General features: G+C 56.8%; 21 protein-coding genes. 7 read left to right on the top strand and 14 right to left on the bottom strand.

All coding sequences use genetic code 11. The features are described 5' to 3' along the window. Positions 1 to 157 precede the first annotated feature (157 nt). Together V1566_RS06205 and yjjY are read right to left on the bottom strand one after the other, a co-directional pair. On the bottom strand, positions 158 to 844 hold the full coding sequence (locus V1566_RS06205; protein WP_029740855.1) for a tRNA/rRNA methyltransferase: 687 nt from the start codon (positions 842 to 844) through the stop codon (positions 158 to 160). A gap of 399 nt (positions 845 to 1,243) precedes the next feature. Then, on the bottom strand, positions 1,244 to 1,384 hold the full coding sequence (gene yjjY, locus V1566_RS06200) for a protein YjjY (RefSeq protein ID WP_085928893.1): 141 nt from the start codon (positions 1,382 to 1,384) through the stop codon (positions 1,244 to 1,246). 95 nt (positions 1,385 to 1,479) lie between these two features. On the opposite strand from yjjY, the gene arcA reads away from it, so the two are divergent. Further along, on the top strand, positions 1,480 to 2,196 hold the full coding sequence (gene arcA / locus V1566_RS06195; RefSeq protein ID WP_003856501.1) for a two-component system response regulator ArcA: 717 nt from the start codon (positions 1,480 to 1,482) through the stop codon (positions 2,194 to 2,196). Positions 2,197 to 2,242: 46 nt separating this feature from the next. Here arcA and creD read toward each other — a convergent pair whose 3' ends face one another. Genes creD through creA form a run of 4 tightly spaced genes read right to left on the bottom strand, consistent with a single transcriptional unit; the run spans position 2,243 to position 6,250 of the window. Next, positions 2,243 to 3,595: a cell envelope integrity protein CreD gene (gene creD, locus V1566_RS06190; protein WP_395305361.1), complete on the bottom strand. Its 1,353-nt coding sequence runs from the start codon at positions 3,593 to 3,595 to the stop codon at positions 2,243 to 2,245. A gap of 56 nt (positions 3,596 to 3,651) precedes the next feature. Continuing rightward, positions 3,652 to 5,076, bottom strand: a complete 1,425-nt coding sequence (gene creC, locus V1566_RS06185) for a two-component system sensor histidine kinase CreC (protein ID WP_395305360.1) — start codon at positions 5,074 to 5,076, stop codon at positions 3,652 to 3,654. Further along, on the bottom strand, positions 5,076 to 5,765 hold the full coding sequence (gene creB, locus V1566_RS06180) for a two-component system response regulator CreB (RefSeq protein WP_395305359.1): 690 nt from the start codon (positions 5,763 to 5,765) through the stop codon (positions 5,076 to 5,078). Before creB ends, creC begins: the two co-directional genes overlap by 1 nt. Before the next feature lie 14 nt (positions 5,766 to 5,779). After that, on the bottom strand, positions 5,780 to 6,250 hold the full coding sequence (creA, locus tag V1566_RS06175; RefSeq protein ID WP_023334448.1) for a protein CreA: 471 nt from the start codon (positions 6,248 to 6,250) through the stop codon (positions 5,780 to 5,782). A 211-nt stretch (positions 6,251 to 6,461) separates the two neighbouring features. Here creA and robA point away from each other — a divergent pair, with 211 nt between their 5' ends. Continuing rightward, a complete protein-coding gene (gene robA / locus V1566_RS06170) occupies positions 6,462 to 7,331 on the top strand; it encodes an MDR efflux pump AcrAB transcriptional activator RobA (protein ID WP_028016611.1) in 870 nt (289 codons plus the stop codon). On the opposite strand, the gene gpmB is transcribed toward robA, so the two are convergent. Beyond that, positions 7,328 to 7,975 carry a 2,3-diphosphoglycerate-dependent phosphoglycerate mutase GpmB gene (gene gpmB, locus V1566_RS06165; RefSeq protein ID WP_008502057.1) on the bottom strand — a complete coding sequence of 216 codons (648 nt, stop codon included), beginning with the start codon at positions 7,973 to 7,975 and terminating at the stop codon, positions 7,328 to 7,330. The two genes, robA and gpmB, sit on opposite strands and share 4 nt — an antisense overlap. A 50-nt stretch (positions 7,976 to 8,025) precedes the next feature. Between gpmB and yjjX the strand changes: the two genes are divergently transcribed. After that, positions 8,026 to 8,541 carry an inosine/xanthosine triphosphatase gene (gene yjjX / locus V1566_RS06160; protein ID WP_023334447.1) on the top strand — a complete coding sequence of 172 codons (516 nt, stop codon included), beginning with the start codon at positions 8,026 to 8,028 and terminating at the stop codon, positions 8,539 to 8,541. A 27-nt stretch (positions 8,542 to 8,568) separates the two neighbouring features. Here the strand turns inward: yjjX and trpR are convergent, their stop codons facing one another. Both trpR and sltY read right to left on the bottom strand, forming a co-directional pair. Further along, positions 8,569 to 8,898 (bottom strand): trp operon repressor, encoded by a 330-nt coding sequence (trpR, locus tag V1566_RS06155; RefSeq protein ID WP_010427104.1) that lies wholly within the window; start codon positions 8,896 to 8,898, stop codon positions 8,569 to 8,571. Between the two features lie 55 nt (positions 8,899 to 8,953). Further along, positions 8,954 to 10,891 carry a murein transglycosylase gene (gene sltY, locus V1566_RS06150; protein WP_395305358.1) on the bottom strand — a complete coding sequence of 646 codons (1,938 nt, stop codon included), beginning with the start codon at positions 10,889 to 10,891 and terminating at the stop codon, positions 8,954 to 8,956. A gap of 227 nt (positions 10,892 to 11,118) precedes the next feature. Here sltY and ettA point away from each other — a divergent pair, with 227 nt between their 5' ends. Continuing rightward, positions 11,119 to 12,786, top strand: a complete 1,668-nt coding sequence (ettA, locus tag V1566_RS06145; RefSeq protein ID WP_395305357.1) for an energy-dependent translational throttle protein EttA — start codon at positions 11,119 to 11,121, stop codon at positions 12,784 to 12,786. A 67-nt stretch (positions 12,787 to 12,853) separates the two neighbouring features. Here the strand turns inward: ettA and V1566_RS06140 are convergent, their stop codons facing one another. Further along, a complete protein-coding gene (locus V1566_RS06140; RefSeq protein WP_395303481.1) occupies positions 12,854 to 13,840 on the bottom strand; it encodes an IS110 family transposase in 987 nt (328 codons plus the stop codon). 226 nt (positions 13,841 to 14,066) lie between these two features. Then, positions 14,067 to 14,966 carry a LysR family transcriptional regulator gene (locus V1566_RS06135; RefSeq protein WP_395305356.1) on the bottom strand — a complete coding sequence of 300 codons (900 nt, stop codon included), beginning with the start codon at positions 14,964 to 14,966 and terminating at the stop codon, positions 14,067 to 14,069. Between the two features lie 108 nt (positions 14,967 to 15,074). On the opposite strand from V1566_RS06135, the gene V1566_RS06130 reads away from it, so the two are divergent. Next, positions 15,075 to 16,076, top strand: a complete 1,002-nt coding sequence (locus V1566_RS06130; RefSeq protein WP_395305355.1) for a zinc-binding alcohol dehydrogenase family protein — start codon at positions 15,075 to 15,077, stop codon at positions 16,074 to 16,076. A gap of 54 nt (positions 16,077 to 16,130) precedes the next feature. Here the strand turns inward: V1566_RS06130 and nadR are convergent, their stop codons facing one another. The 3 genes from nadR to serB all read right to left on the bottom strand — a co-directional run bounded on the left by nadR (position 16,131) and on the right by serB (position 19,829). Further along, a complete protein-coding gene (gene nadR, locus V1566_RS06125) occupies positions 16,131 to 17,363 on the bottom strand; it encodes a multifunctional transcriptional regulator/nicotinamide-nucleotide adenylyltransferase/ribosylnicotinamide kinase NadR (protein WP_032643997.1) in 1,233 nt (410 codons plus the stop codon). A 37-nt stretch (positions 17,364 to 17,400) separates the two neighbouring features. Further along, positions 17,401 to 18,786 carry a DNA repair protein RadA gene (gene radA / locus V1566_RS06120; protein WP_014068810.1) on the bottom strand — a complete coding sequence of 462 codons (1,386 nt, stop codon included), beginning with the start codon at positions 18,784 to 18,786 and terminating at the stop codon, positions 17,401 to 17,403. A gap of 74 nt (positions 18,787 to 18,860) precedes the next feature. Beyond that, positions 18,861 to 19,829, bottom strand: coding sequence for a phosphoserine phosphatase (serB, locus tag V1566_RS06115; RefSeq protein ID WP_395305354.1), 969 nt, complete (start codon positions 19,827 to 19,829; stop codon positions 18,861 to 18,863). Positions 19,830 to 19,946: 117 nt separating this feature from the next. Between serB and V1566_RS06110 the strand changes: the two genes are divergently transcribed. Beyond that, entirely contained in the window at positions 19,947 to 20,591 is a 645-nt protein-coding gene (locus tag V1566_RS06110) for a YtjB family periplasmic protein (RefSeq protein WP_115876488.1), read from the top strand. 39 nt (positions 20,592 to 20,630) lie between these two features. After that, positions 20,631 to 21,647 (top strand): lipoate--protein ligase LplA, encoded by a 1,017-nt coding sequence (gene lplA, locus V1566_RS06105; protein ID WP_395305353.1) that lies wholly within the window; start codon positions 20,631 to 20,633, stop codon positions 21,645 to 21,647. The last annotated feature ends 63 nt before the right edge of the window (positions 21,648 to 21,710 follow it).

Raw genomic sequence — 21,710 nt, 5'->3', positions numbered from 1 at the left:
AAAGGATCGGGCACCTTAAGTCAACGAATTTTTAATTTGATCACAATTCGGGAGACTCTCACGTCCCGCTGCTTGCAGATTTATTTTCATCCGATTCGCCCAATAGCAACCCTTCTGGACAGACTTATTCGCCATAGTAAAAACTTATGGCAGTGTTTTACTCGGCCAGTTTTTTTTCAATATCGTGCAGCAAACGGTGCAGCATTGCGGTGTCCCGCTGCTCAAGACGCCCCAACCGCTGCTGCAGCCAGTCAGCCATTTTTTGATCGTCGGCCACCCCCAGTTGAGATAACAGCTGCTCGACGCGTGCCCGCAGCGCAGCCAGCTGATTTTCATTTGCCCCTTCTGCCGGAGGCTGGGGGATTTGTATTAGGGAGGCTAATTGATAGCAATAGACCATAACCGCCTGGCCTAAATTCAGGGAGGGATAATCGGCTACCATCGGCGCACCGGTAAGAACGTCCGCCAGCTCCAGCTCTTCGTTGGTTAATCCGGAATCCTCGCGCCCAAACACCAGCGCCGCTTTATCCAGCCACTGGCTTTTCTCGCTCAGCATCGGCACCAGCTCCGCTGGCGTGGCATAGTAATGGAACTTTGCCCGGCTGCGCGCGGTGGTCGCAACGGTAAATGAAATGTCGTGCAGCGCATCAGCAAGCGTCGCGTAAGTGGTTATATTATCGAGAATATCACCTGAACCATGTGCCACCCAACGTGCCGCAGGCTCCAGGTGGGCCGTGCTGTCCACAATACGTAAATCGGTAAAACCCATGGTCTTCATGGCACGCGCGGCAGCGCCTATATTTTCTGCTCTGGCTGGGGCAACCAGTACAATCGACAGATGCATTTATGCTCTCTTTTTAATCAGTTAGCGGGTAAAAATGTGATGCGCTTCAACATATTACGCAGCGCGAATTTACAAAATTGCAACACAAATCACCGAAATAGCGTTTCATAACAAATTAAAAACGCTAAACTATTCCTTGTCTGAACAATCAGTTAGAATGTTAACAGAACACCATTATCCCTATGTTTTATAATGATAATGGCGACATGAATACCCTATTCTGATTGGATTCGCTTCGTTTATAAATCAATGTCCGCAACTAGTTGGTTTATTGAAAAATTGTGACAAAGGCTAGCATTCGGCTACGATGATTTCATCAAACTGTTAACGTGCTACAATTGAACTTGATATATGTCAACGAAGCGTAGTTTTATTGGGTGTCTGGTGTCACTTAGCCTGTTATGTTGCTGTTAAAATGGTTAGGATGACAGCCGTTTTTGACACTGTCGGGTCCAAAGGGAAAGTACCCAAGACCAAGCTAATGATGTTGTTGACGTTGATGGAAAGTGCATCAAGAACGCAATTACGTACTTTAGTCACGTTAAGCCGATCATGTTAATTTGCGACATGCATCAGGCAGGTCAGGGACTTTTGTACTTCCTGTTTCGATTTAGTTGGCAATTTAGGTAGCAAACATGCAGACCCCGCACATTCTTATCGTTGAAGACGAGTTGGTAACACGCAACACGTTAAAGAGCATTTTCGAAGCAGAAGGCTACGATGTCTTTGAAGCGACCGATGGCGCAGAGATGCATCAGATCCTTTCTGAAAATGATATCAACCTGGTGATCATGGATATTAACCTGCCGGGCAAAAACGGTCTTCTTCTGGCGCGCGAACTGCGCGAGCAGGCGAACGTCGCGTTAATGTTCCTGACGGGCCGTGATAACGAAGTTGATAAAATTCTTGGCCTGGAAATCGGTGCGGATGACTACATCACCAAACCGTTTAATCCACGCGAGTTAACCATTCGTGCACGCAACCTGCTGTCCCGCACCATGAACCTGGGTACGGTCAGCGAAGAGCGTCGTAGCGTAGACAGCTACAAATTCAACGGCTGGGAACTTGATATCAATAGCCGTTCGCTGATTAGCCCGAACGGTGAGCAGTATAAACTGCCGCGCAGTGAATTCCGCGCGATGCTGCACTTCTGCGAAAACCCGGGCAAAATTCAGTCCCGTGCAGAGCTGCTGAAGAAAATGACCGGCCGTGAGCTGAAACCGCACGACCGTACCGTAGACGTAACCATCCGTCGTATTCGTAAGCATTTCGAATCTACGCCAGATACGCCGGAAATCATCGCCACGATCCACGGCGAAGGGTACCGTTTCTGCGGCGATCTGCAGGAGTAATCCCGCAGTTAACGCATTAAAAAACGGCGCATTTGCGCCGTTTTTTTTATTTCCAGATCCGCATCGTATCGTCATCCGGTGCTGCGGGTGGCTCAGGTCGCTTCGGCTGAGAGAGCGAGTACCAGTCGAAATGCCGGGTCAGGTACATCACGGCGAACAGCGCCAGCGCGAGAACCGCTGACCCCAACAGCAGCGCGCTGTCCTCCGAGCGCAGCAGGAACCACATCACCACATCCAGCCCGAGCAGCGCCAGCACAAACAGCCCGCTGCGCTTCCAGCTTTTCAGCACGGCCTGCAGGTACATTCCGTTCATCGCTGCGCCAACCAGGCTTGCAACAACCCAGGCTGGCGTAAACCCGACGTGTTCAGACAGCGCCAGCAGCACCAGATAGAACAGGACCAGCGACAGCCCCACCAGCAGATACTGCATCGGGTGAAGGCGTAATCCGGTTAAGGTTTCGAAGACAAAGAAGGCCATAAACGTCAGTGCAATCAGCAAAATGGCGTACTTGATCGCACGGTCAGTCAGCTGATACTGATCGGCGGGCGTGGCTACCGTGACGCTAAAGGCCGGAAGCGCCTCCCATTCCGGCGACTCCTTGTCGTAGAACCAGCTCTCAAGGTTATTTGCAAACCAGCTGCTCTGCCAGTTCGCCTGGAAACCAGACTCGCCAATCTGATGCTTAACAGGGAGATAATCGCCCATAAAGCCCGGATGCGGCCAGTTGCTGTTGAGCGTCATTTCGCTATTACGCCCTACCGGTACCACCGCAAAACTGCCGGTTCCCGCCAGGTTGAGGGACATCTCAAGCGCAAACGTTTTGGCTTCCAGCGCTTTGTCGGTCAGCGGGATGTGGATCCCCGCTAGCGCCCCGTAGACGCCTGAACCGGGTTCTACGCTTAGCGTCTCACCATTGATTTTAGAGATACTGACCGTGCCAATGCCCCGCGCGTCGCCAACGCCCGTCACGATAAACGGCTGCCCTGTCGCGATCGTTTCCCCTTTCAACTGCTTCAGCTCTTCGGTATTAAACTGCGCTTTTATCTTCAGGTCAGTGTTCCAGATCTGCCCGTCGTAGATGCCAATATTACGGGACTCCACGCGCTGGTTTCCTTCCACAACCAGAGATTCCGGCAGAATGAAATGCATATAGCTTTTCTTGTATTCGACCTTCTTCTCGTCCTCTATCTTGTAAAAGATCTCCGTCATCGGAATCGCAATCATCGGACCGACCAGCTTTTGCGGTCCGCTGGTGCTCTGACGAAGCGTATTTTCGACATCGTTGCGGTAGCTCTCCCGCTCTGATATCAGGTTACTGACCATAAAAAGCGGGACTAACAGCAGCAGGATGCACCCCAGCAGGGTGCTTACTTTCCAGAACAGGGGGGATTTCATCATTACGTCTCCTTTGTGATGAGGAGAGCGTAACCAGGCTGTGTGGGGTCAGTTTGAAGTTATGTGAAGGGACGGTGAAGTGTCAGCGTGGCCATCACGCCGCCTTCATCACGATTACGCAATGTAATCTCTCCCTGATGCAGACGCGCCACCTCCAGGACAAACGCCAGCCCGAGTCCGCTGCTCTTCAACCCGTTCTCGCGCGGCAGGGAATAGAAGCGTTCAAAAATACGCTCCAGCGCGTAATCCGGGATCCCGCTTCCGCTGTCGGTGACAAGAAGCTGTATCTGCCCCTGCTCTTCCCGGGCCGCCAGTTCAATGGCGCCGCCCTGCGGCGTAAAATCGATAGCGTTATCCAGCAAGTTACCGAGTGCCTGTTCGAGCAGGTCGGGATCGCCTTCAACATAAAGCGAAGCGGGCTGGAGGGTCAGCCCAATCTCTTTTGCCGCCAGCAGCGCCGAGCGGGCGTCGGCAAGACGCGTAAACAGCAGGTCGACGCGGACGGTCTGAGGCGTAATCTCGACCCGATTTTCAAGCCGCGCCTGGGTGAGCAGTTTTTCTACCAGCGACTGCATGCGCGCGTTTTGCACCAGAATATTATCGATAAACCGCGCGGCCACCTGCGGCGGCGGCTGCTCGGCGAGAATTTCCGCCGCGCCGCGTATGGCGGCGATAGGGCTTTTCAGCTCGTGGGTGAGCGCATGGACATAGTGTTCAATGTAGTTTTTCCCTTCCAGGCGAATGCGCATATTCTCCAGCGCCTGGGCCAGCTTGTTCAGTTCGCTACTGCCTGGATTAGGCAGCGGGAGAGGCGTATCCGTAGTCACCGAGTCGGCATAGCGCGATAACGTACCGATAGATCGATTGATCCACCACGCCACAACGAGGCCAATCAGCAGGGCAATGCCGAGCAGCGCCCCGCCTGCCCACAGGATCCTTCGCTCGCTGCGATGGATAACCGGTGCCATCGCGCTGTTAGGTTTCCCGACCGACAGCACGCCGATAATCTTGCCCTGCTCCACAACCGGCGCGGCAACATACATCACCGTGCTCTCCGGATCGTCGGGATGGCTCTGAGTACTGCGCGCGCCGTATTCACCGCGAAGTGTCAGCCAGACATCGTTCCAGCGCGAGTAATCCAGCCCCACGGCCAGACCGGCGGAATCAAACACGACGCGGCCCTGCGCATCGGTCATGTAGACGTGGTACTCATTACGCACTTTATGAATCCCGCCGATATTGGCGCGGAAAGGGCGCTGATGAAGCTGAGAAAAGGCCTGCGCCAGTTTGCCCTGCTGCGCATGACCCGAAAGCAAATCATCACGTCCAATTTCCGCCAGCAGGGTCGCGGTGTCGATCAACGTGCCCTCGGTTGCCCTGCGCACGCCGGGCTTTACTTCCTGAACAAAGATCGACAGCACAAACCACGCGGCGATGGCCACGATCAGGAAATACCCCAGCAATAGCCGCATCCCAATGCGCATCAGTAAAGGCCCAGACTGTAGCCCATGCCGCGATGGGTGCTGATGGGTGAGAGTTCCTCGTTCACCGCCCGCAGCTTGGCGCGCAGGGTTTTGATGTGGGTGTCCACGGTACGATCGAAGCTGTCGCCGTCTTCACCCCACACCTTGTCCATGAGCTGCTGACGAGAAAAGACCCGCCCGGGGGCCTGCAACAAGGTTTTGAGCAGCAAGAATTCGTAGCGGGTCAGGGGCAGTGCTTCCCCGCACCAGCTGATTCGCGCGGCAGGCTCGTTCAGTTCAAACTGCCCGATACGCAACGTTTCTGATGGTGCGGCGGATTTTTGCATGCGCCGTAAAATCGTCCTTACCCGGGCGCAGACCTCACGAGGGGAGAAAGGTTTAGCAACGTAGTCATCAGCGCCCATTTCCAGGCCAAGCAGCTTGTCTACCTCATCACTGCGCGCCGTCAGAAACAGCACGGGCAGTGAGGGATACTGCGCCAGCAACTGGCGGCAAAGCTCAAATCCACTGATGTCCGGCAGCCCGACATCCAGAATGGCGAGCGCCGGAACCTGCCGCCGCGCCGCCTCCAGCACGGGTAAACCGCGTTCAAACGCCTTTACCGCGAATCCTTCCTGCTGAAGCATGTAGATCAGCGTATCGGCGATACTGGTTTCGTCTTCAACCAGCCAGACCACAGGTTGTTGCATGGTTCATCCCTGAATTAATGCCACGGCATAATCGGCACCGCGCTGATGGCGTTTTTCGGCGAGCCTTCCACCACTTTGTCAGAATAAGCAAGGTAAGCCAGTGTGTTGCGTTTGGCATCATAGAAACGCACCACCTGCAGTTTTTTGAACACCAGCGAGGTCCGTTTCTGGAATACCACGTCGCCCTGCGCTTTGCCGTTTTTAATTTTATCGCTCAACTCAACCGGCCCCACCTGCTGACAGGAAATCGCCGCATCGGAGGTATCTTCCGCCAGTCCCAGCCCGCCTTTGATACCGCCCGTTTTCGCGCGGCTGACATAGCAGGTGACGTTTTTCACGTCCGGATCGTCAAACGCCTCCACCACGATTTTGTGGTCCGGGCCAAACATTTTGAACACGGTATCGACGGAACCAATCTGTTCTGCCTGCGCCACGCGCCCGACCATCAGCATCAACGCGGTGAAGATCAAAGTCTTGTATTTCATATTGTTACCATTCTTTAAAATTACACTGAGCGATTATTCAACACTTTAGACAAAAATGTAGCAAGATCACAGGATTAGAATATATCTGCCTGTAATGTGCTCTAAAAAGCATGAATGCGCAAAAAAAACACTGAATGCTAAAACATCAAAAAATGCTATTATCCGCTAACCTGTTATCAGGCACCTGCTGTTTTAAGGATGAGGATAGTATATGGATCAGGCTGGAATTATTCGCGACCTGCTCACCTGGCTGGAAGGTCATCTCGACCAGCCTTTGTCACTGGATAATGTGGCGGCTAAAGCAGGCTATTCCAAGTGGCATCTGCAAAGGATGTTCAAGGATGTCACCGGTCATGCTATCGGGGCCTATATTCGCGCACGTCGTTTATCAAAATCTGCGGTGGCACTGCGCCTGACCGCGCGGCCGATTCTGGATATTGCCCTGCAATATCGTTTCGATTCGCAGCAGACTTTCACCCGCGCCTTTAAAAAACAGTTCTCGTTGACGCCAGCGCTTTATCGTCGCTCGCCTGACTGGAGCTCGTTTGGTATGCGTCCGCCACTGCGTCTGGGCGAGTTCGCGATGCCGAAGTACGAAATTGTCACGTTGCCGGAAACCCATCTGATCGGTACAACGCAGAGTTACTCGTGCTCCCTGGAGCAGATTTCTGAGTTCCGTCATCAGATGCGCGTCCAGTTCTGGCGCGACTTCCTGAGCCACGCACCGGCGATCCCGCCAATCCTGTATGGCCTCAACGAAACGCACCCAAGCCAGGAAAAAGACGACGAGCAGGAGGTGTTCTACACCACCGCGCTGACGCCAGAGATGGCCAATGGGTATATTCAGGGTTCGAAACCGGTCGTGCTGGAAGGCGGCGAATACGTGATGTTCGCCTATGAAGGGCTGGGAACGGGGGTTCAGGAGTTTATCCTGACCGTTTACGGAACCTGCATGCCGATGCTGAATCTGAATCGCCGTAAAGGTCAGGACATTGAGCGCTACTACCCGGCGCAGGATGCCAAACCGGAAGAAGGCCCAATCAATCTGCGTATGGAATTCTTGATTCCGATACGTCGTTAACGCTGCAGTTCGTCAAGCGCAGGGGCATCAAGATGCGAAATGTCCCCTGCCATCTCCACTACCCAGCCCGACGCCAGCCACGCGCTTTCCTGATAATCAATTCGGGAAATGGAGCAGTTGCGCAGACGCAAACGGCGCTCGGCGTAAGCCGGTAACCCCAGAATGGTGCTCACAAGGCAACCCAACGCAATCCCGTGACTCACCAGCAGCGGACGGCTTCCCGCCGGAAGCTTCAGGCATTCCGCCAGTGCGGCATGCATGCGTACGCTCAGCTCCTGCATGGATTCGCCTTCAGGAATACGGCCATCTTCGGTACCGTTCACCAGCGTGCGGCGCCAGCCCTCCTCCGTTTCCGTCAGCGTATCGATATGGCGTTTTTCCAGCACGCCCATATCCAGCTCGCGCAGGCGCGGTTCAAGCATCACATCGCAGCCGCAGGCATCTGCGATGATGCGCGCCGTCTGCTGTGTGCGACCTAAATCGCTGGTAATCACGTGGGTAATGCCCAGCGTTCTGGCGCGTTCCGCCACCTGCCACGCTTGCTGCACACCCTTCTCAGTGAGAGGACTGTCTGACTGGCCTTGAATACGTCGCTCGGCGTTCCACTGCGTTTCACCGTGGCGAACAAGGTATACCTGTAACATGCTTTTTTTCCGTTATACTGCGATGAGTTTTTTTTGAATCGAGCTTAATTATGCACCATGTTGTCTCTGCTACCACTAATCCTGCCAAAATTCAGGCAATTCTAAGGGCATTTGACGAGATCTTCGGCGCAGGATCCTGCCATATTGAGGCCATCGGCGTCGAGAGCGGCGTACCTGAACAGCCGTTTGGCAGCGAGGAAACGCGCGCTGGCGCACGAAATCGCGTGGCAAACGCTAAGGCCGCGGCACCGAATGCTGACTTTTGGGTAGCGATTGAAGCAGGTATCGACGAAGGCGCCACCTTTAGCTGGGTGGTGATCGAAAGCCGCGAGCAGCGCGGTGAAGCGCGCTCGGCCACCCTGCCATTGCCGGAGATCATTCTGGAAAAAGTCCGTGCGGGTGAAGCGCTCGGGCCGGTGATGTCGCAGTACACCGGCATTGATGAGATTGGTCGTAAAGAAGGGGCGATTGGCGTCTTTACCGCAGGCGCGCTGACGCGTTCAGGCGTTTACCACCAGGCGGTGATTTTGGCGTTAAGCCCGTTCCATAACGCGATTTATCGGTAAGTTTCCAGGCCGGATAAGGCGTAGCCGTCATCCGGCGTTTTTCAGCAATACCGCTTCCAGCCACTGGCGCAGCTCAACCGGTGCCGACTTCAAGCTGTTCGAGCCGCGGGTGATCGTTGCGATACCCGCGCCGAGCTCATTTTTCAGCTCGCGCTGGCTCATCTCGCCGCGCAGCAGCTCTTCAATGATCCGCACGCGCGTGCCCAGCGCCTCACGCTCGTCCGGCGTGAGCATCAGCTGCATGAGGGGTAAGTGCAAATCCTGCTCGTAAGACTGGCGAAGCAGCTCCACAAAACGAAGCCACTCCTGATGACGTTGTTCGGCCATTGCCGAGGAATACGGGGAATGCTGGGTCATGTTATGCTGCCTCTTGTACTCATTAGCGAGTACAGCATAACACAACCCACGCCGATCAGTAACGTCTCTGCCACTCGGCATCGCTCATAAGGGTATCTTTCTGCCCCATGAAGTAGCGATAGTAGGCATCATAGGCCAGCACGTTCTTCACGTAGCCGCGCGTTTCCGAGAACGGGATGCTCTCGACAAACGCTACCGCGTCGATGCGTCCGGCGCTGTTGCCGAGCCAGGTGCGCACGCGTCCAGGCCCCGCGTTATACGCCGCCGAAGAGAAGATGCGGTTATTGCCGAACTGCTGATACACGTACTGGAGATAGCTGGTACCGATGTTGATGTTGGTATCCGGATCCAGGAGCTGTGACGGGCTGCTGTACCCCGGAATATTAAACATCTTCACCGTGTGCGTCGCCGTGCCAGGCATAATCTGCATCAGGCCGCTGGCGCCCACCGGGGAACGGACTTTCGGGTTCCATGCGCTCTCCTGACGGGCAATCGCCATTGCGTAGCTTTGCGGGATATCTTTACCGCTGGTATAGCGATCGAAAAGATCTTTGTAAGCCAGCGGGAAACGCTCTTCGAGATGATCCCAGAGCTTGCCGGCGATCGTCGCCTGCACGCTGAGATCCCACCAGTGATTATCAAACGCATAGCGGGCAAGCTGGGCTTTCTCGTCGGTGGTGCGGCTGGTGACCAGATTCGCCCACTCGCTGCGCGCGGTGTTGTCCATATTCCAGTACATCAGCTCGCGCACGCGCGCCATTTCTGGCCCCTGCGTCAGCGTCGGGTTCGCGTTAGCGGGCGCTTTATCAATGCGGAAGGTGTACTCCTCGCCGAGACGCTGCGCGGCGGCCATCGGGTAAAACCCGCGCTGCTGCATCAACGTATGGAGGATCTCTTTGGCTTCATCATCTCGACCGCGCTCCATCAGCAGGTCGGCCTGCCAGTAGCGCCATTCGTCTTTCTCTTTGGCCTCCATTGGCAACCGCGCGAGCCAGGTATTCAGCCCACGGCGATCGCCCGTGCCCAGCGCCATGCGCACTCGGCGCTCCACCAGCGACGTGGAGTTCGAACGCATAATGGCATCGTCACGCCAGCGCGCCTGTTCATCGGTCACATCGGTGCCCATCAGTCGCCACGCCACGATATCGCGCAGCTCCTGGGTTTGCTCCTCATTGAGCTGCTGCGCCTGCACCAGCTGCGGGATCATCAGTCGCGCGTTTTCCACATCATCACGCGCCACGCTGGCAAAGGCCACCGCCGCCATCTGGCGGGTAAAATCGGTCGCGCCCGTACTGCGGGCAAAGGTCAGCACGCTGTTCGGATCGTTCGCCAGCGAGATAACCGCGGTAGAGATCGTCTGGTAATCGGACGGCATCTGCCCCGCCAGCGTGGTCACCAGACGCGTGTTCCCGGCTTTCATCGCCAGACGGATACGCTCAAGGTAGGACAGCGGATCCTGCTTGCCGGAAGCGCGCCATGCGCCGAACAGGGAATCACAGGCGTTCGGCTGGCTTTTCCCGGTCAGCCAGAGCTCTTTCGCCCCAGCCCAGGCTTCTTCCTGCTGGCCGGTCGCCCATTTCGCGTAGTAATAGTTACACTGGGCTTCGGTGGCGTTCGGCTTTTCAGGGCTAAACGCCAGCAGTCCGCGCCAGTCTTCGCGACGCGCCAGCTCATTCACAAAGCGAGACTGGAGATTTCGGGCTGGCGGCAGGGTCGGGTTCGCCTGAATGAAGTTATTCACGGTGACGGTAGGCTGGTTCATCAGATCGTCCGTAATCTGGCGATACTCCAGATACGGATACAGCGGATAATCCTTTAGCGTCGGCATCAGCGCCTGCACGGTATCCATCTGCTTGTTGTCCCACGCCTGTTTAATCTGGGCGTAGCGGTTACGTTGTTCATCCAGTGAATCGGCATGCACCGCCTGGCTTACCGCCATTACGCATACGCTGGCAGCCAGCAGACGCCAGACCACCCGTTTGGCTTTTTCCACAAGCTCTTCCTCATTGTTTTTTCGTCAATTGCAGCGTCTTGCCACGTCAAAGTCTAATTAACTTATGCTAACCAGGCATCCTTCAACGCGCCACGTCATGGACACTTTTTTACCTTTCTTGCGCGTTTTAACACTCACGACGTTCCTGGCTGGGATTAGGCCGTGAAAAAGGCTACACTTCGAGGCTGAAATTCCTTCTCATTACGATAAAAGAGGCGAAGTCCAACGTGGCTCAATTCGTTTATACCATGCATCGTGTCGGCAAAGTTGTCCCGCCGAAACGTCATATTCTTAAAAATATCTCGCTGAGCTTCTTCCCGGGCGCAAAAATCGGTGTTCTGGGTCTCAACGGTGCCGGTAAGTCCACCCTGCTGCGCATCATGGCCGGGATTGATACAGACATCGAAGGTGAAGCCCGTCCGCAGCCTGGCATCAAGATTGGTTACCTGCCGCAGGAACCTCAGTTGAACCCGGAACACACCGTTCGCGAATCCGTTGAAGAAGCGGTTTCCGAAGTGGTTAACGCCCTGAAAGGTCTGGATGAAGTGTATGCCAAATACGCCGAGCCGGATGCGGACTTCGACAAGCTGGCCGCGCAGCAGGGCAAGTATGAAGAGATCATCCAGGCGCACGACGGTCACAACCTGAACGTGCAGCTGGAGCGTGCGGCTGATGCCCTGCGTCTGCCGGACTGGGATGCGAAAGTTGAGAAGCTCTCCGGGGGTGAACGTCGCCGCGTGGCGCTGTGCCGCCTGCTGCTGGAAAAACCAGACATGCTGCTGCTCGACGAACCAACCAACCACCTGGATGCGGAATCCGTGGCGTGGCTGGAGCGCTTCCTGCACGACTTCGAAGGCACCGTTGTGGCGATCACCCACGACCGTTACTTCCTCGACAACGTCGCTGGCTGGATCCTGGAGCTGGACCGCGGCGAAGGTATTCCGTGGGAAGGCAACTACTCCTCCTGGCTGGAGCAGAAAGATCAGCGTCTGGCACAGGAAGCTTCTCAGGAAGCGGCGCGTCGTAAGTCTATTGAGAAAGAGCTGGAGTGGGTGCGTCAGGGCGCGAAAGGCCGTCAGTCTAAGGGCAAAGCCCGTCTGGCACGCTTCGAAGAGCTGAACAACACCGAATACCAGAAACGTAACGAAACCAACGAACTGTTTATTCCACCTGGAGCACGTCTGGGGGATAAAGTGGTTGAAGTCAGCAACCTGCGCAAGTCCTACGGCGACCGCCTGCTGATCGACGACCTGACCTTCTCCGTACCGAAAGGCGCTATCGTTGGCATCATCGGTCCGAACGGCGCGGGTAAATCGACCCTGTTCCGCATGATGTCCGGTCAGGAACAGCCTGACAGCGGCTCTATCACCCTGGGTGAAACCGTGAAGCTGGCCTCCGTTGACCAGTTCCGTGACGCGATGGATAACAGCAAAACCGTGTGGGAAGAAGTCTCCGGCGGTCTGGATATCATGCGTATCGGCAACACCGAGATGCCAAGCCGCGCCTATGTTGGCCGCTTCAACTTCAAAGGCACCGACCAGGGCAAACGCGTGGGCGAGCTGTCCGGCGGCGAGCGCGGTCGTCTGCACCTGGCGAAGCTGCTGCAGGTTGGCGGTAACGTTCTGCTGCTCGATGAACCAACAAACGACCTGGACATTGAAACCCTGCGCGCGCTGGAAAATGCCCTGCTGGAGTTCCCGGGCTGCGCGATGGTTATCTCGCACGACCGCTGGTTCCTGGACCGTATCGCGACCCACATCCTGGACTATCAGGACGAAGGTAAAGTGGAGTTCTTCGAAGGTAACTTCACCGAATACGAAGAGTACAAGAAACGCACGCTGGGCGCCGACGCGCTGGAGCCGAAGCGTATTAAGTACAAGCGTATTTCGAAATAAGTGCCTGAGTGCCGGGTGGCGGCTTCGCCTTACCCGGCCTACGGTACTGCGCAGTTTGTAGATACTGTTATGCCACGCAAGCATTTTCCTGATGCAATGTGGCATCGAACGGGCGTCCTGATTTCAGGACGCCATACGCCACCTGCGCCAGCTTACGCATCATCGCTCCGATTATCAGCTTCGCTCCCTTGCCGTTCTTTTCCAGACGCGTCCTGAACGCTTTTCCCCACTCCGTTTTGTACAGCGCCACCATCGCGGGCATATACAGCGCCCTGCGAAGCGAGACATGGCCAGCCTTACTCATCCTGCTTGCCCTGTGTACGCTGCTTCCTGATTCATGCTGCCGCGGTGTCAGTCCTGCGAAAGCCGCGAACTGCCGCGCCTGACCGAACCTGTCCTTCAGCCCCACATACGCCAGCAGCACCGCGGATGTCTTTTCACCGATACCCGGTATGCTGTCCAGCAGTTTTCGCCGGTGCTTCAGGTCCGGGTCATCATCCGTCAGGTCCTTTATCTGTTTCTCCAGCCGCTTCAGCTCCGCTTCCAGCCACAGAAGGTGCGCATCGATGCTCGGCATCTGCACCTCCCGCGCCGTCTCACGACGGTTCAGCTCCTGCGTGTGCATGTCTGTCAGGGACTGGTGACGCAGCACCAGCGCCCGCAACGCGCGCTCCAGCGGATGAGGTGCCTCCCAGGCTACCGGACGCTTCTGCCGGCAGAACTCTGCCAGCATACGGGCATCAACGGCATCGGTTTTACTGCGCAGGCCTTCACTCTGCGCAAAGGCTTTACCAAGAGCCGGGTTGATGATGGATACGGTGAAACCGGCATCGCTGAGGGATGCTGCTGCGTCTTCCATATAGGTGCTGGTCGCTTCCATGCAGATATGTGCCTGAGCCACATTATGGCTGCGGAGCCAGCTGAGCAGCTCCTCGTGACCTTTAGGTGTGTTAGTAAATTTTTTGCTGCGGTGACGGCCATCAGGTCGCAACACATCGACATCCAGCTTAGCTTTGGAGACATCGATACCAATAAAGTGAAGTTCCTGTTCCATAGTGAAACCAACCTTGTGAATGCGGATTACCGGGAAAACCGGTCCATGATACTGTCCGGTTTGTCACTTGTGGAGAAGGTGCAGTCCACTGCAGGGATCTACAACACAGGCTCGTGGCCTAAGGCCGGGTACGGCATGTGGACTGCATGGCAGAAAGAACTGGCCGGTTCTTTCTGCACGGAAGGATAATACAAGGCCGGGTAAGCGTGAGCGCCACCCGGCTTTTTTATTTGCCCACGTAATACCGCTTCACCTCATCAAACTGCATTGCAAACTCGATATAGCTCATCAGCGCAGGTGAATTCAGCTTGCGGCTTGGATACGCCAGCCACAGATCGTTACCTTCCACATTCCACTCCGGCAGCACCTGAACCAGCGCGCCATTATCGATCTTATCTTCCAGCATAAATGCGGGTAAGAGCGTGATCCCCGCACCGGCAATCGCACATTCGCGGGCGTACACCAGATTATCGGTCATGTGCGCGTTATCCGGCAGGTAGCGGTAATCCTCGCTCTCGCTTCGCAGAAGCCACTCCGACCATGCCCGGTGCGTAATGCAGCGGTGTTCCACCAGCTGACGGGGATGAATTAACGGCTCCCGACGCGCCAGATAGTCCGGCGAGGCCAGCATGTAGCGCGGGCAGTGTCCGATCATCCGGCCAATCAGGGAGGAGTCCTGCGGCTTGCCGGTACGCAGCGCCACGTCAAACCCGGCCTCAACCAGATCCACCACGTCATCAGAGATCGACACATCCAGCGAAACGTCAGGATAGCGAAGCTGGAACTCGGCATTCATATGCGCCAGCAGCGTCGCCCCTATCCCCGCCGGACAGGTGATCCGCAGCCGCCCGCTCGGGTTTTCGCGCAGCCGCTGAATGGCGTACTCGGCCCGCTCGCTGGCCGCCAGTATTTCGCGACAGTGCACCAGATAGTGCTCGCCCGCAAACGTCAGGCTGATCCTGCGCGTGGTGCGGTTTAGCAGGCGGATCCCCACCTGCTGCTCCAGCTGGCTAATTCGCTGGCTAACGCTGGATTTCGGCAGTTCGGCCTTCTGCGCCGCCGCGGTAAAGCTGCCCATCTCCGCCACCAGCGCGAACAGCGCCATATCCTGCAGCTGTTTAAACATGATTGTTCATCCTGTACGAACGCTGAGTTCTTGATTGTCCATCTTATCATGCAGCTGGCCACTTAATAGACTAGCCTCAACAAAACGCATGCCATTGAGGAGCACACCATGTCAGTGAAAGCCATCGCCGTTAACCCAGAAAATCCGGCCACCTTCATTGAAATCACCCCGCCGATGCAGCAGCCCGGCGAGCACGATCTGCTGGTGGAGGTGAAGGCCGTCTCCATTAACCCGGTCGATACCAAAGTCCACGCGAGCATTGCCAAAAGCGGGCTGAAAGATCCGCGAGTGCTCGGCTGGGATGCCAGCGGGATCGTCAGAGCCGTTGGGGCTGGCGTCACCGGATTCAAACCGGGGGATGAAGTGTGGTACGCGGGCGACATCACCCGCCCGGGCAGCAACACCACGCATCAGCTGATCGATGCGCGGATTGTCGGGCGCAAGCCTGCCAGCCTCGGCTGGGCGGCTGCCGCTGCACTGCCCTTAACCGCGCTCACCGCGTGGGAAGGCCTGTTTGAACGGCTGAACATTCAGGATGCCGGGGCGGATAAAACGCTGCTGATCATCGGTGGCGCGGGCGGCGTGGGATCGCTGGCGATCCCGTTTGCGAAACACAACAGCACGGTGAAGATCGTCGCAACCGCTTCCCGAGAAGATTCAGCCCGGTGGTGCCGCGATCGCGGGGCTGACATTGTCGTCAACTACCGCGACCTGAAAGGCGAGCTGGCGAAACACGGGCTCACCTTTGTGGATTACATCTTCATCCTCAACGACACCGACGGGCACTGGGATGCGGTCAGCGAACTGATTGCGCCGCAGGGGCATATCTGCTCCATCGTTGAGAATGAACGTCCGCTGAACCAGGACAAGCTCAAGTCCAAATCCGCCGCCCTGCACTGGGAGTTTATGTACACCCGCAGCATGTACCAGACGGCGGATATGGCGCGTCAGGGTGAGATCCTCAATGAGGTGGCCAGGCTGGTGGATAACGGCGTGGTGGAAAGTTCGCTGAGTGAAACGCTGCACGGGCTGAGCGTGGAAAGCATTACCGAGGCGCACCGTAAAGTGCTGGAGGGGCATATGCGGGGGAAAGTGGTGGTTGAGTTCTGAGTGGTTGGTTCCCCTCACCCTGCCCTCTCCCAGAGGGCAGGGTGAGGGGTAAAACTACCCCTGCTCCCCCATCATCTCCTTCACCAGCTCAACGCAGCGCAGGAAACGGGAGTCGTAGTCCGACTCTTCCACATGCACAAACTCAACGTTGTTCTCATTGAGCATATCCACCAGCATGGTCTGAAACTCTCGCCTGTCCACCGAGCTGCCGAGGCTGCGCATGCCGTCGGCGACCCACGGGGTGTTGTTCTCCAGCAGTATCACCAGGTCAAAGCGGTATTCGTCAATCAGCGCCTGCACGAACGGGTGCTCGCGCCCTTCGTATTTTTTACAGAACGCCTGAGTGGTGACGAAATCGGTATCGATAAACGCCACCTTATTGGCGTATTTCACGGCAAAATCAATGTACTGGGCGTGTCCGAGCGCAATTTTGTCATAGTCGGAATACTGCAGTGCCATCTCGTCACCGCCGAGGTGCGAGAAGACATAATCGCGGCCATACTCCCACGCGCTGGTGGTGTTGAAGATGTTCGCCAGCTTGTTGACCAGCGTTGATTTGCCGCTCGACTCGCCGCCCAGGATCGCGACGGTACGCACAAAGAACGGCTTCACTTCGGTCGGAATGTAATCCCAGTAGCGGAACGGGTTTTCGCGGATCTGCGCCCCGCTGATGTTCATAAAGGTGCGTTTCGGATCGATCAGCACCGTCTCGATGCCCAGATGCTCGCGGAACTGCGGCGCGTCGGACTCTTCAGAGGTGTAGATCCAGTTCGGCGCAATGCCCTTCTCTTCCATAAACGCTTTTATGCCGTTGCTCCACACGTCCCAGCCGTGCGGATACGGCTCCATGCCCTCTTCGTTAAAGGCATGAATACGAATATTTTTCTGATACTTAAAGGTCTGGAGCAGCCAGCGCAGGCGGTCCGGCACGGTCGGCTGCTGCGACATGGCGCTGTCTTCGAACAGCTGGCGGTCGCGGGTTTCGTCGTAGCCCATGATGATGTGCAGCTCGTCCACCTGGCTACAGGCGCGCTGGATCAGATAGATATGCCCGGTATGCAGCGGGTAAAACTTGCCGAACACCACGCCGATGTTCTTTTGCATACGCGGGAATTCCAGCCCCAGAAAGCGGTGCAGCGCTTCAAGCTTCTGCGCGCTGGGGCTTTTGATTTTGGCGTTCAGCAGCTGGCTCAGGTAGCCTTTGGTCATGCCGCTGGCGTCCGCCACCTGCTGCAGCGTGCAGCCCTTCTGGCGGATTGCGGTCTTGATGTAGTCAAATGATGACATAAATTACGGTGCCTCCTGCAAAATCAAATTTACGTAATTATAAGTCGTCAAAGACATTTAACGCATCTGCGAGTTTCTTCACGCCAAATACCTGCATCCCTTCCGGGATTTTTTTCGGCACGTTGGCGGCGGGCACGATCGCCCGGCGGAAGCCGTGTTTTGCCGCCTCGGAGATACGCTCCTGACCGCTGGGCACCGGACGGATTTCCCCGGCGAGACCCACTTCGCCGAAGACGACCAGATCCTGCGGCAGCGGTCTGTCGCGCAGGCTGGAGACCATTGCCAGCAGCAGCGCCAGGTCTGCGCTGGTCTCAGTAACTTTAACGCCGCCGACCACGTTCACGAAAACGTCCTGATCCGCCATCTGCAGCCCGCCGTGACGGTGCAGTACCGCCAGCAGGATCGCCAGACGGTTTTGTTCCAGACCGACCGCCACGCGCCGCGGGTTGCCCATCATCGACACGTCCACCAGCGCCTGAATTTCGACAAGCAGCGGGCGCGTCCCTTCCCACAGCACCATCACCGAACTGCCGGAGGTGATCTCATCGCCACGGCTCAGGAAGATGGCCGACGGGTTGCTGACTTCGCGCAGCCCCTGTTCGGTCATGGCAAACACGCCCAGTTCGTTCACCGCCCCAAAGCGGTTTTTATGGCTGCGCAGGGTACGGAAGCGGGAATCCGCGTCGCCGTCTAGCATCACGGAGCAGTCGATACAGTGCTCAAGCACTTTCGGCCCCGCCAGCGAGCCGTCTTTGGTCACGTGGCCGACCATTACAATCGCCACGCCGCGCGTTTTGGCAAAGCGCGTCAGGTAAGCCGCGGTTTCACGCACCTGCGCGACGCTGCCCGGCGAGGACTGAATGTCCGCCATGTGCATCACCTGGATGGAGTCGATCACCATCAGCTTCGGCTGCTCTTCTTCGGCGATCATGCAGATCTGCTCGATGCTGGTTTCGGAGAGCATGTTCAGGTTGCCGGTCGGCAGGCCCAGACGGTGCGCGCGCATCGCCACCTGCTGCAGTGATTCTTCGCCCGTGACGTACAGGGTTTTCATCTGTTCGGCGAGCTTGCAGAGCGTTTGCAGCAGCAGGGTCGATTTACCCGCGCCCGGGTTACCGCCGATCAGAATTGCGCTGCCCGGCACCACGCCGCCGCCGAGCACACGGTCAAACTCTTTGAATCCGGTGGAAAAGCGCGGCAGTTCCTCCAGACTGATATCCGAGAGTTTTTGCACTTTTGCCACGCCCGCATTACCGGCATAGCCGCTCAGACGTTCGTTGCGGGCTACGCTCGGCGAAGCCGCCACACCACGCACTTCGGTGATGGTGTTCCAGGCATGGCAGGCGCTGCATTGCCCCTGCCAGCGCGGATAATCCGCACCACATTCATTACAGACAAATGCGCGTTTTGGAGCTTTCGCCACGGTTTACCTCGTTATTTCTGTGCAGCCTGCGTGCCGGGTGGCGCTTACGCTTACCCGGCCTACAAAGCAGACCGTTATTTCTGATTAAGGCTGCCGGAGAGAATGCAGAACACCCCCATCAGGTCAGCGTGACGGATAGTGACTTCCGTCTTTTCATTCACTTTTGGCTTGGCGTGGTAGGCAATGCCAAGGCCAGCCACTTTGATCATCGGCAGGTCGTTCGCGCCGTCCCCGATGGCGACGGTCTGGACGGCCGGAATTTCATACTTTTCCGCCAGACGCGTCAGCGTGTTGGCTTTGTACTGGGCATCTACAATATCGCCGATCACCTGGCCGGTCAGCTTGCCATCCATGATCTCCAGCTCATTGGCCACCACGGTGGTCAAATGCAGTTTTTCCCGCAGATAATCCGCGAAGAAGGTGAAGCCACCGGAGGCAATCGCCACTTTCCAGCCGAGGGACTGCAGCTTCAGCACCAGCTGCGTTAGCCCTGGCATCAGCGGCAGCTCGTCGCGCACCTGGCGCAGAATGTTGGCATCGGCCCCTTTCAGGGTCGCCACGCGCTGTCTCAGGCTGGCGGTGAAGTCCAGCTCGCCGCGCATCGCACGCTCGGTCACTTCCGCCACCAGCTCGCCGCTGCCCGCCAGTTTTGCAATCTCGTCGATACATTCGATCTGGATCGCCGTAGAGTCCATATCCATAACCAGCAGGCCAGGGGTTTTCAGGTGCGGAATTTTACCCAGCGGCGCGACGTCCAGCCCGGCGTCATGCGCCAGACGCGTTGCGCGCTGCGTCAGGGAACCCGCCAGGCGAATAACCTGATAGTCTTCCACGCACCAGGCGGCGACGATGACCATCGCCGCACCCAGCTTGCTTTGATACTGGGTCAGGCGTTGCTTATCCAGACCGCGTCCGTAGAGGAGCCAGCCGCTACGACCGGCGTGGTAATCCAGAGGCATCACCTCATCGCCACTTAAAGAGAGCGGCAATCCTGGCCATAAAGAGACATCCGTTGGCAGGTCACACCAGGTAATGTTCGGCATTAAAGCTCCTGTAATTTCGTTCGCGCCGGAAGGTTGCAGAGGGAAAATAACGCATGAGGCTACCCTGTAACCATCACTTCTGGCAACATTAAGCCGTAAATTTTCAGCAGGTGGAATATGGCTCGCGCAAAACTGAAATTCCGGCTTCATCGCGCCGTGATTGTCCTTTCCTGTCTCGCACTATTAGTTGTGCTGATGCAAGGGGCATCGTGGTTTAGCCAGAACCATCAACGGCAACGTAACCCGCAGTTTGAAGAGCTGGCCCGCACGCTGGCACGCCAGGTGACGCTCAACGTCGCGCCGTCCATGCGTACCGAAACGCCGGACGATAAGCGGATAGGCCAGGTTTTACGCCTGCTCACGGAGAACAGCCGCATTCTTGATGCCGGCGTCTATGATGAGCAGGGCAACCTGATTGCCCGCGCGGGCGAGCACGTCGACGTGCGCGACAGGCTGGCGCTGGACGGTAAAAAAGCCGGGGGCTATTTTAACCAGCAGCTCGTCGAACCTATTCAGGGGAAAAATGGCCCACTAGGCTATCTGCGCCTGACCCTCGATACCCACACCCTGCCCACTGAAGCCAAACAGGTCGATAATACCACCAATATTCTGCGCCTGATGCTGCTGCTTTCACTCGCCATCGGCGTTGTGCTGGCACGTACCCTGCTTCGGGGCAAGCGCTCGCGCTGGCAGCAATCCCCGTTCCTGCTGACCGCCAGCCGGTCGGTTCCCGAAGACGAAGAGAGCGAGAAGAAAGAATAGTGATAAAGTAGGCGAACGATTCGGAAAAGGAACTTTGCCATGACGACGTTGCGCCTGCTTATCTCTGACTCTTACGATCCCTGGTTTAATCTCGCGGTAGAAGAGTGCATCTTCCGCCAGATGCCCGCAACCCAGCGCGTACTGTTTCTCTGGCGTAACGCCGATACGGTGGTCATCGGCCGCGCGCAAAACCCGTGGAAAGAGTGTAATACGCGGCGTATGGAAGAGGATAACGTCCGTCTCGCGCGCCGCAGCAGCGGCGGCGGCGCGGTTTTTCACGATCTGGGCAATACCTGCTTTACCTTTATGGCGGGTAAACCGGAATATGACAAGACCATCTCAACGTCAATCGTTCTCAACGCGCTCAATTCACTCGGCGTGACGGCGGAAGCCTCCGGGCGTAACGATCTGGTGGTGAAAACCCCCGAGGGCGACCGGAAGGTCTCCGGCTCCGCCTACCGCGAAACGATGGATCGCGGGTTCCACCACGGCACCCTTCTGCTGAACGCTGACCTGAGCCGTCTGGCTAACTACCTGAATCCGGACAAGAAAAAGCTCCAGGCTAAAGGGATTACCTCCGTGCGCGGACGCGTGGCAAATCTGGTGGAACTGCTGCCGGGCATTACTCACGAGCAGATTTGCGATGCGATCCGTGACGCGTTCTTTGAACATTACGGCGAGCGCGTGGAGGCAGAAGTGATTTCCCCTGACAAAACCCCGGACCTGCCAAACTTCGCCGAAACCTTCGCCCGCCAGAGCTGCTGGGAGTGGAACTTCGGTCAGGCTCCTGCGTTTTCCCATCTGCTGGATGAGCGTTTTACCTGGGGCGGCGTGGAACTGCATTTTGACGTCGAGAAAGGCCATATTACCCGCACGCAGGTGTTTACCGATAGCCTGAACCCGGCACCGTTAGAGGCGCTGGCGGCACGTTTGCAGGGCTGTTTGTACCGTGCGGATATGCTGCAGCAGGAATGCGACGCGTTGATTGGGGATTTCCCGGAGCAGGAAAAAGAGTTAAGGGATTTGTCAGCATGGATTGCACAGGCCGTGCGCTAGTAAAAAAGCCCGCTGGCGATGCGCTTAGCGGGCCTACAAAACCGTAGGCCGGGTCAGGCGAAG

The sequence above is a fragment of the Enterobacter sp. ECC-019 genome, from assembly GCF_043974075.1.
Taxonomy (GTDB): Bacteria; Pseudomonadota; Gammaproteobacteria; order Enterobacterales; family Enterobacteriaceae; genus Enterobacter; species Enterobacter asburiae_D.
This window is presented reverse-complemented; position numbering and strand designations above follow the sequence as displayed.

What these genes read in the sequence shown, in the direction of transcription:
- V1566_RS06205 (WP_029740855.1), bottom strand. Translation starts at nt 844, where the DNA reads ATGCATCTGTCGATTGTACTGGTTGCCCCAGCCAGAGCAGAAAATATA.
- lplA (WP_395305353.1), top strand. Translation starts at nt 20,631, where the DNA reads ATGACGACGTTGCGCCTGCTTATCTCTGACTCTTACGATCCCTGGTTT.
- arcA (WP_003856501.1), top strand. Translation starts at nt 1,480, where the DNA reads ATGCAGACCCCGCACATTCTTATCGTTGAAGACGAGTTGGTAACACGC.
- serB (WP_395305354.1), bottom strand. Translation starts at nt 19,829, where the DNA reads ATGCCGAACATTACCTGGTGTGACCTGCCAACGGATGTCTCTTTATGG.
- V1566_RS06140 (WP_395303481.1), bottom strand. Translation starts at nt 13,840, where the DNA reads ATGGAACAGGAACTTCACTTTATTGGTATCGATGTCTCCAAAGCTAAG.
- robA (WP_028016611.1), top strand. Translation starts at nt 6,462, where the DNA reads ATGGATCAGGCTGGAATTATTCGCGACCTGCTCACCTGGCTGGAAGGT.
- gpmB (WP_008502057.1), bottom strand. Translation starts at nt 7,975, where the DNA reads ATGTTACAGGTATACCTTGTTCGCCACGGTGAAACGCAGTGGAACGCC.
- nadR (WP_032643997.1), bottom strand. Translation starts at nt 17,363, where the DNA reads ATGTCATCATTTGACTACATCAAGACCGCAATCCGCCAGAAGGGCTGC.
- creB (WP_395305359.1), bottom strand. Translation starts at nt 5,765, where the DNA reads ATGCAACAACCTGTGGTCTGGCTGGTTGAAGACGAAACCAGTATCGCC.
- V1566_RS06130 (WP_395305355.1), top strand. Translation starts at nt 15,075, where the DNA reads ATGTCAGTGAAAGCCATCGCCGTTAACCCAGAAAATCCGGCCACCTTC.
- trpR (WP_010427104.1), bottom strand. Translation starts at nt 8,898, where the DNA reads ATGACCCAGCATTCCCCGTATTCCTCGGCAATGGCCGAACAACGTCAT.
- creA (WP_023334448.1), bottom strand. Translation starts at nt 6,250, where the DNA reads ATGAAATACAAGACTTTGATCTTCACCGCGTTGATGCTGATGGTCGGG.
- creC (WP_395305360.1), bottom strand. Translation starts at nt 5,076, where the DNA reads ATGCGCATTGGGATGCGGCTATTGCTGGGGTATTTCCTGATCGTGGCC.
- yjjX (WP_023334447.1), top strand. Translation starts at nt 8,026, where the DNA reads ATGCACCATGTTGTCTCTGCTACCACTAATCCTGCCAAAATTCAGGCA.
- V1566_RS06135 (WP_395305356.1), bottom strand. Translation starts at nt 14,966, where the DNA reads ATGTTTAAACAGCTGCAGGATATGGCGCTGTTCGCGCTGGTGGCGGAG.
- V1566_RS06110 (WP_115876488.1), top strand. Translation starts at nt 19,947, where the DNA reads ATGGCTCGCGCAAAACTGAAATTCCGGCTTCATCGCGCCGTGATTGTC.
- creD (WP_395305361.1), bottom strand. Translation starts at nt 3,595, where the DNA reads ATGATGAAATCCCCCCTGTTCTGGAAAGTAAGCACCCTGCTGGGGTGC.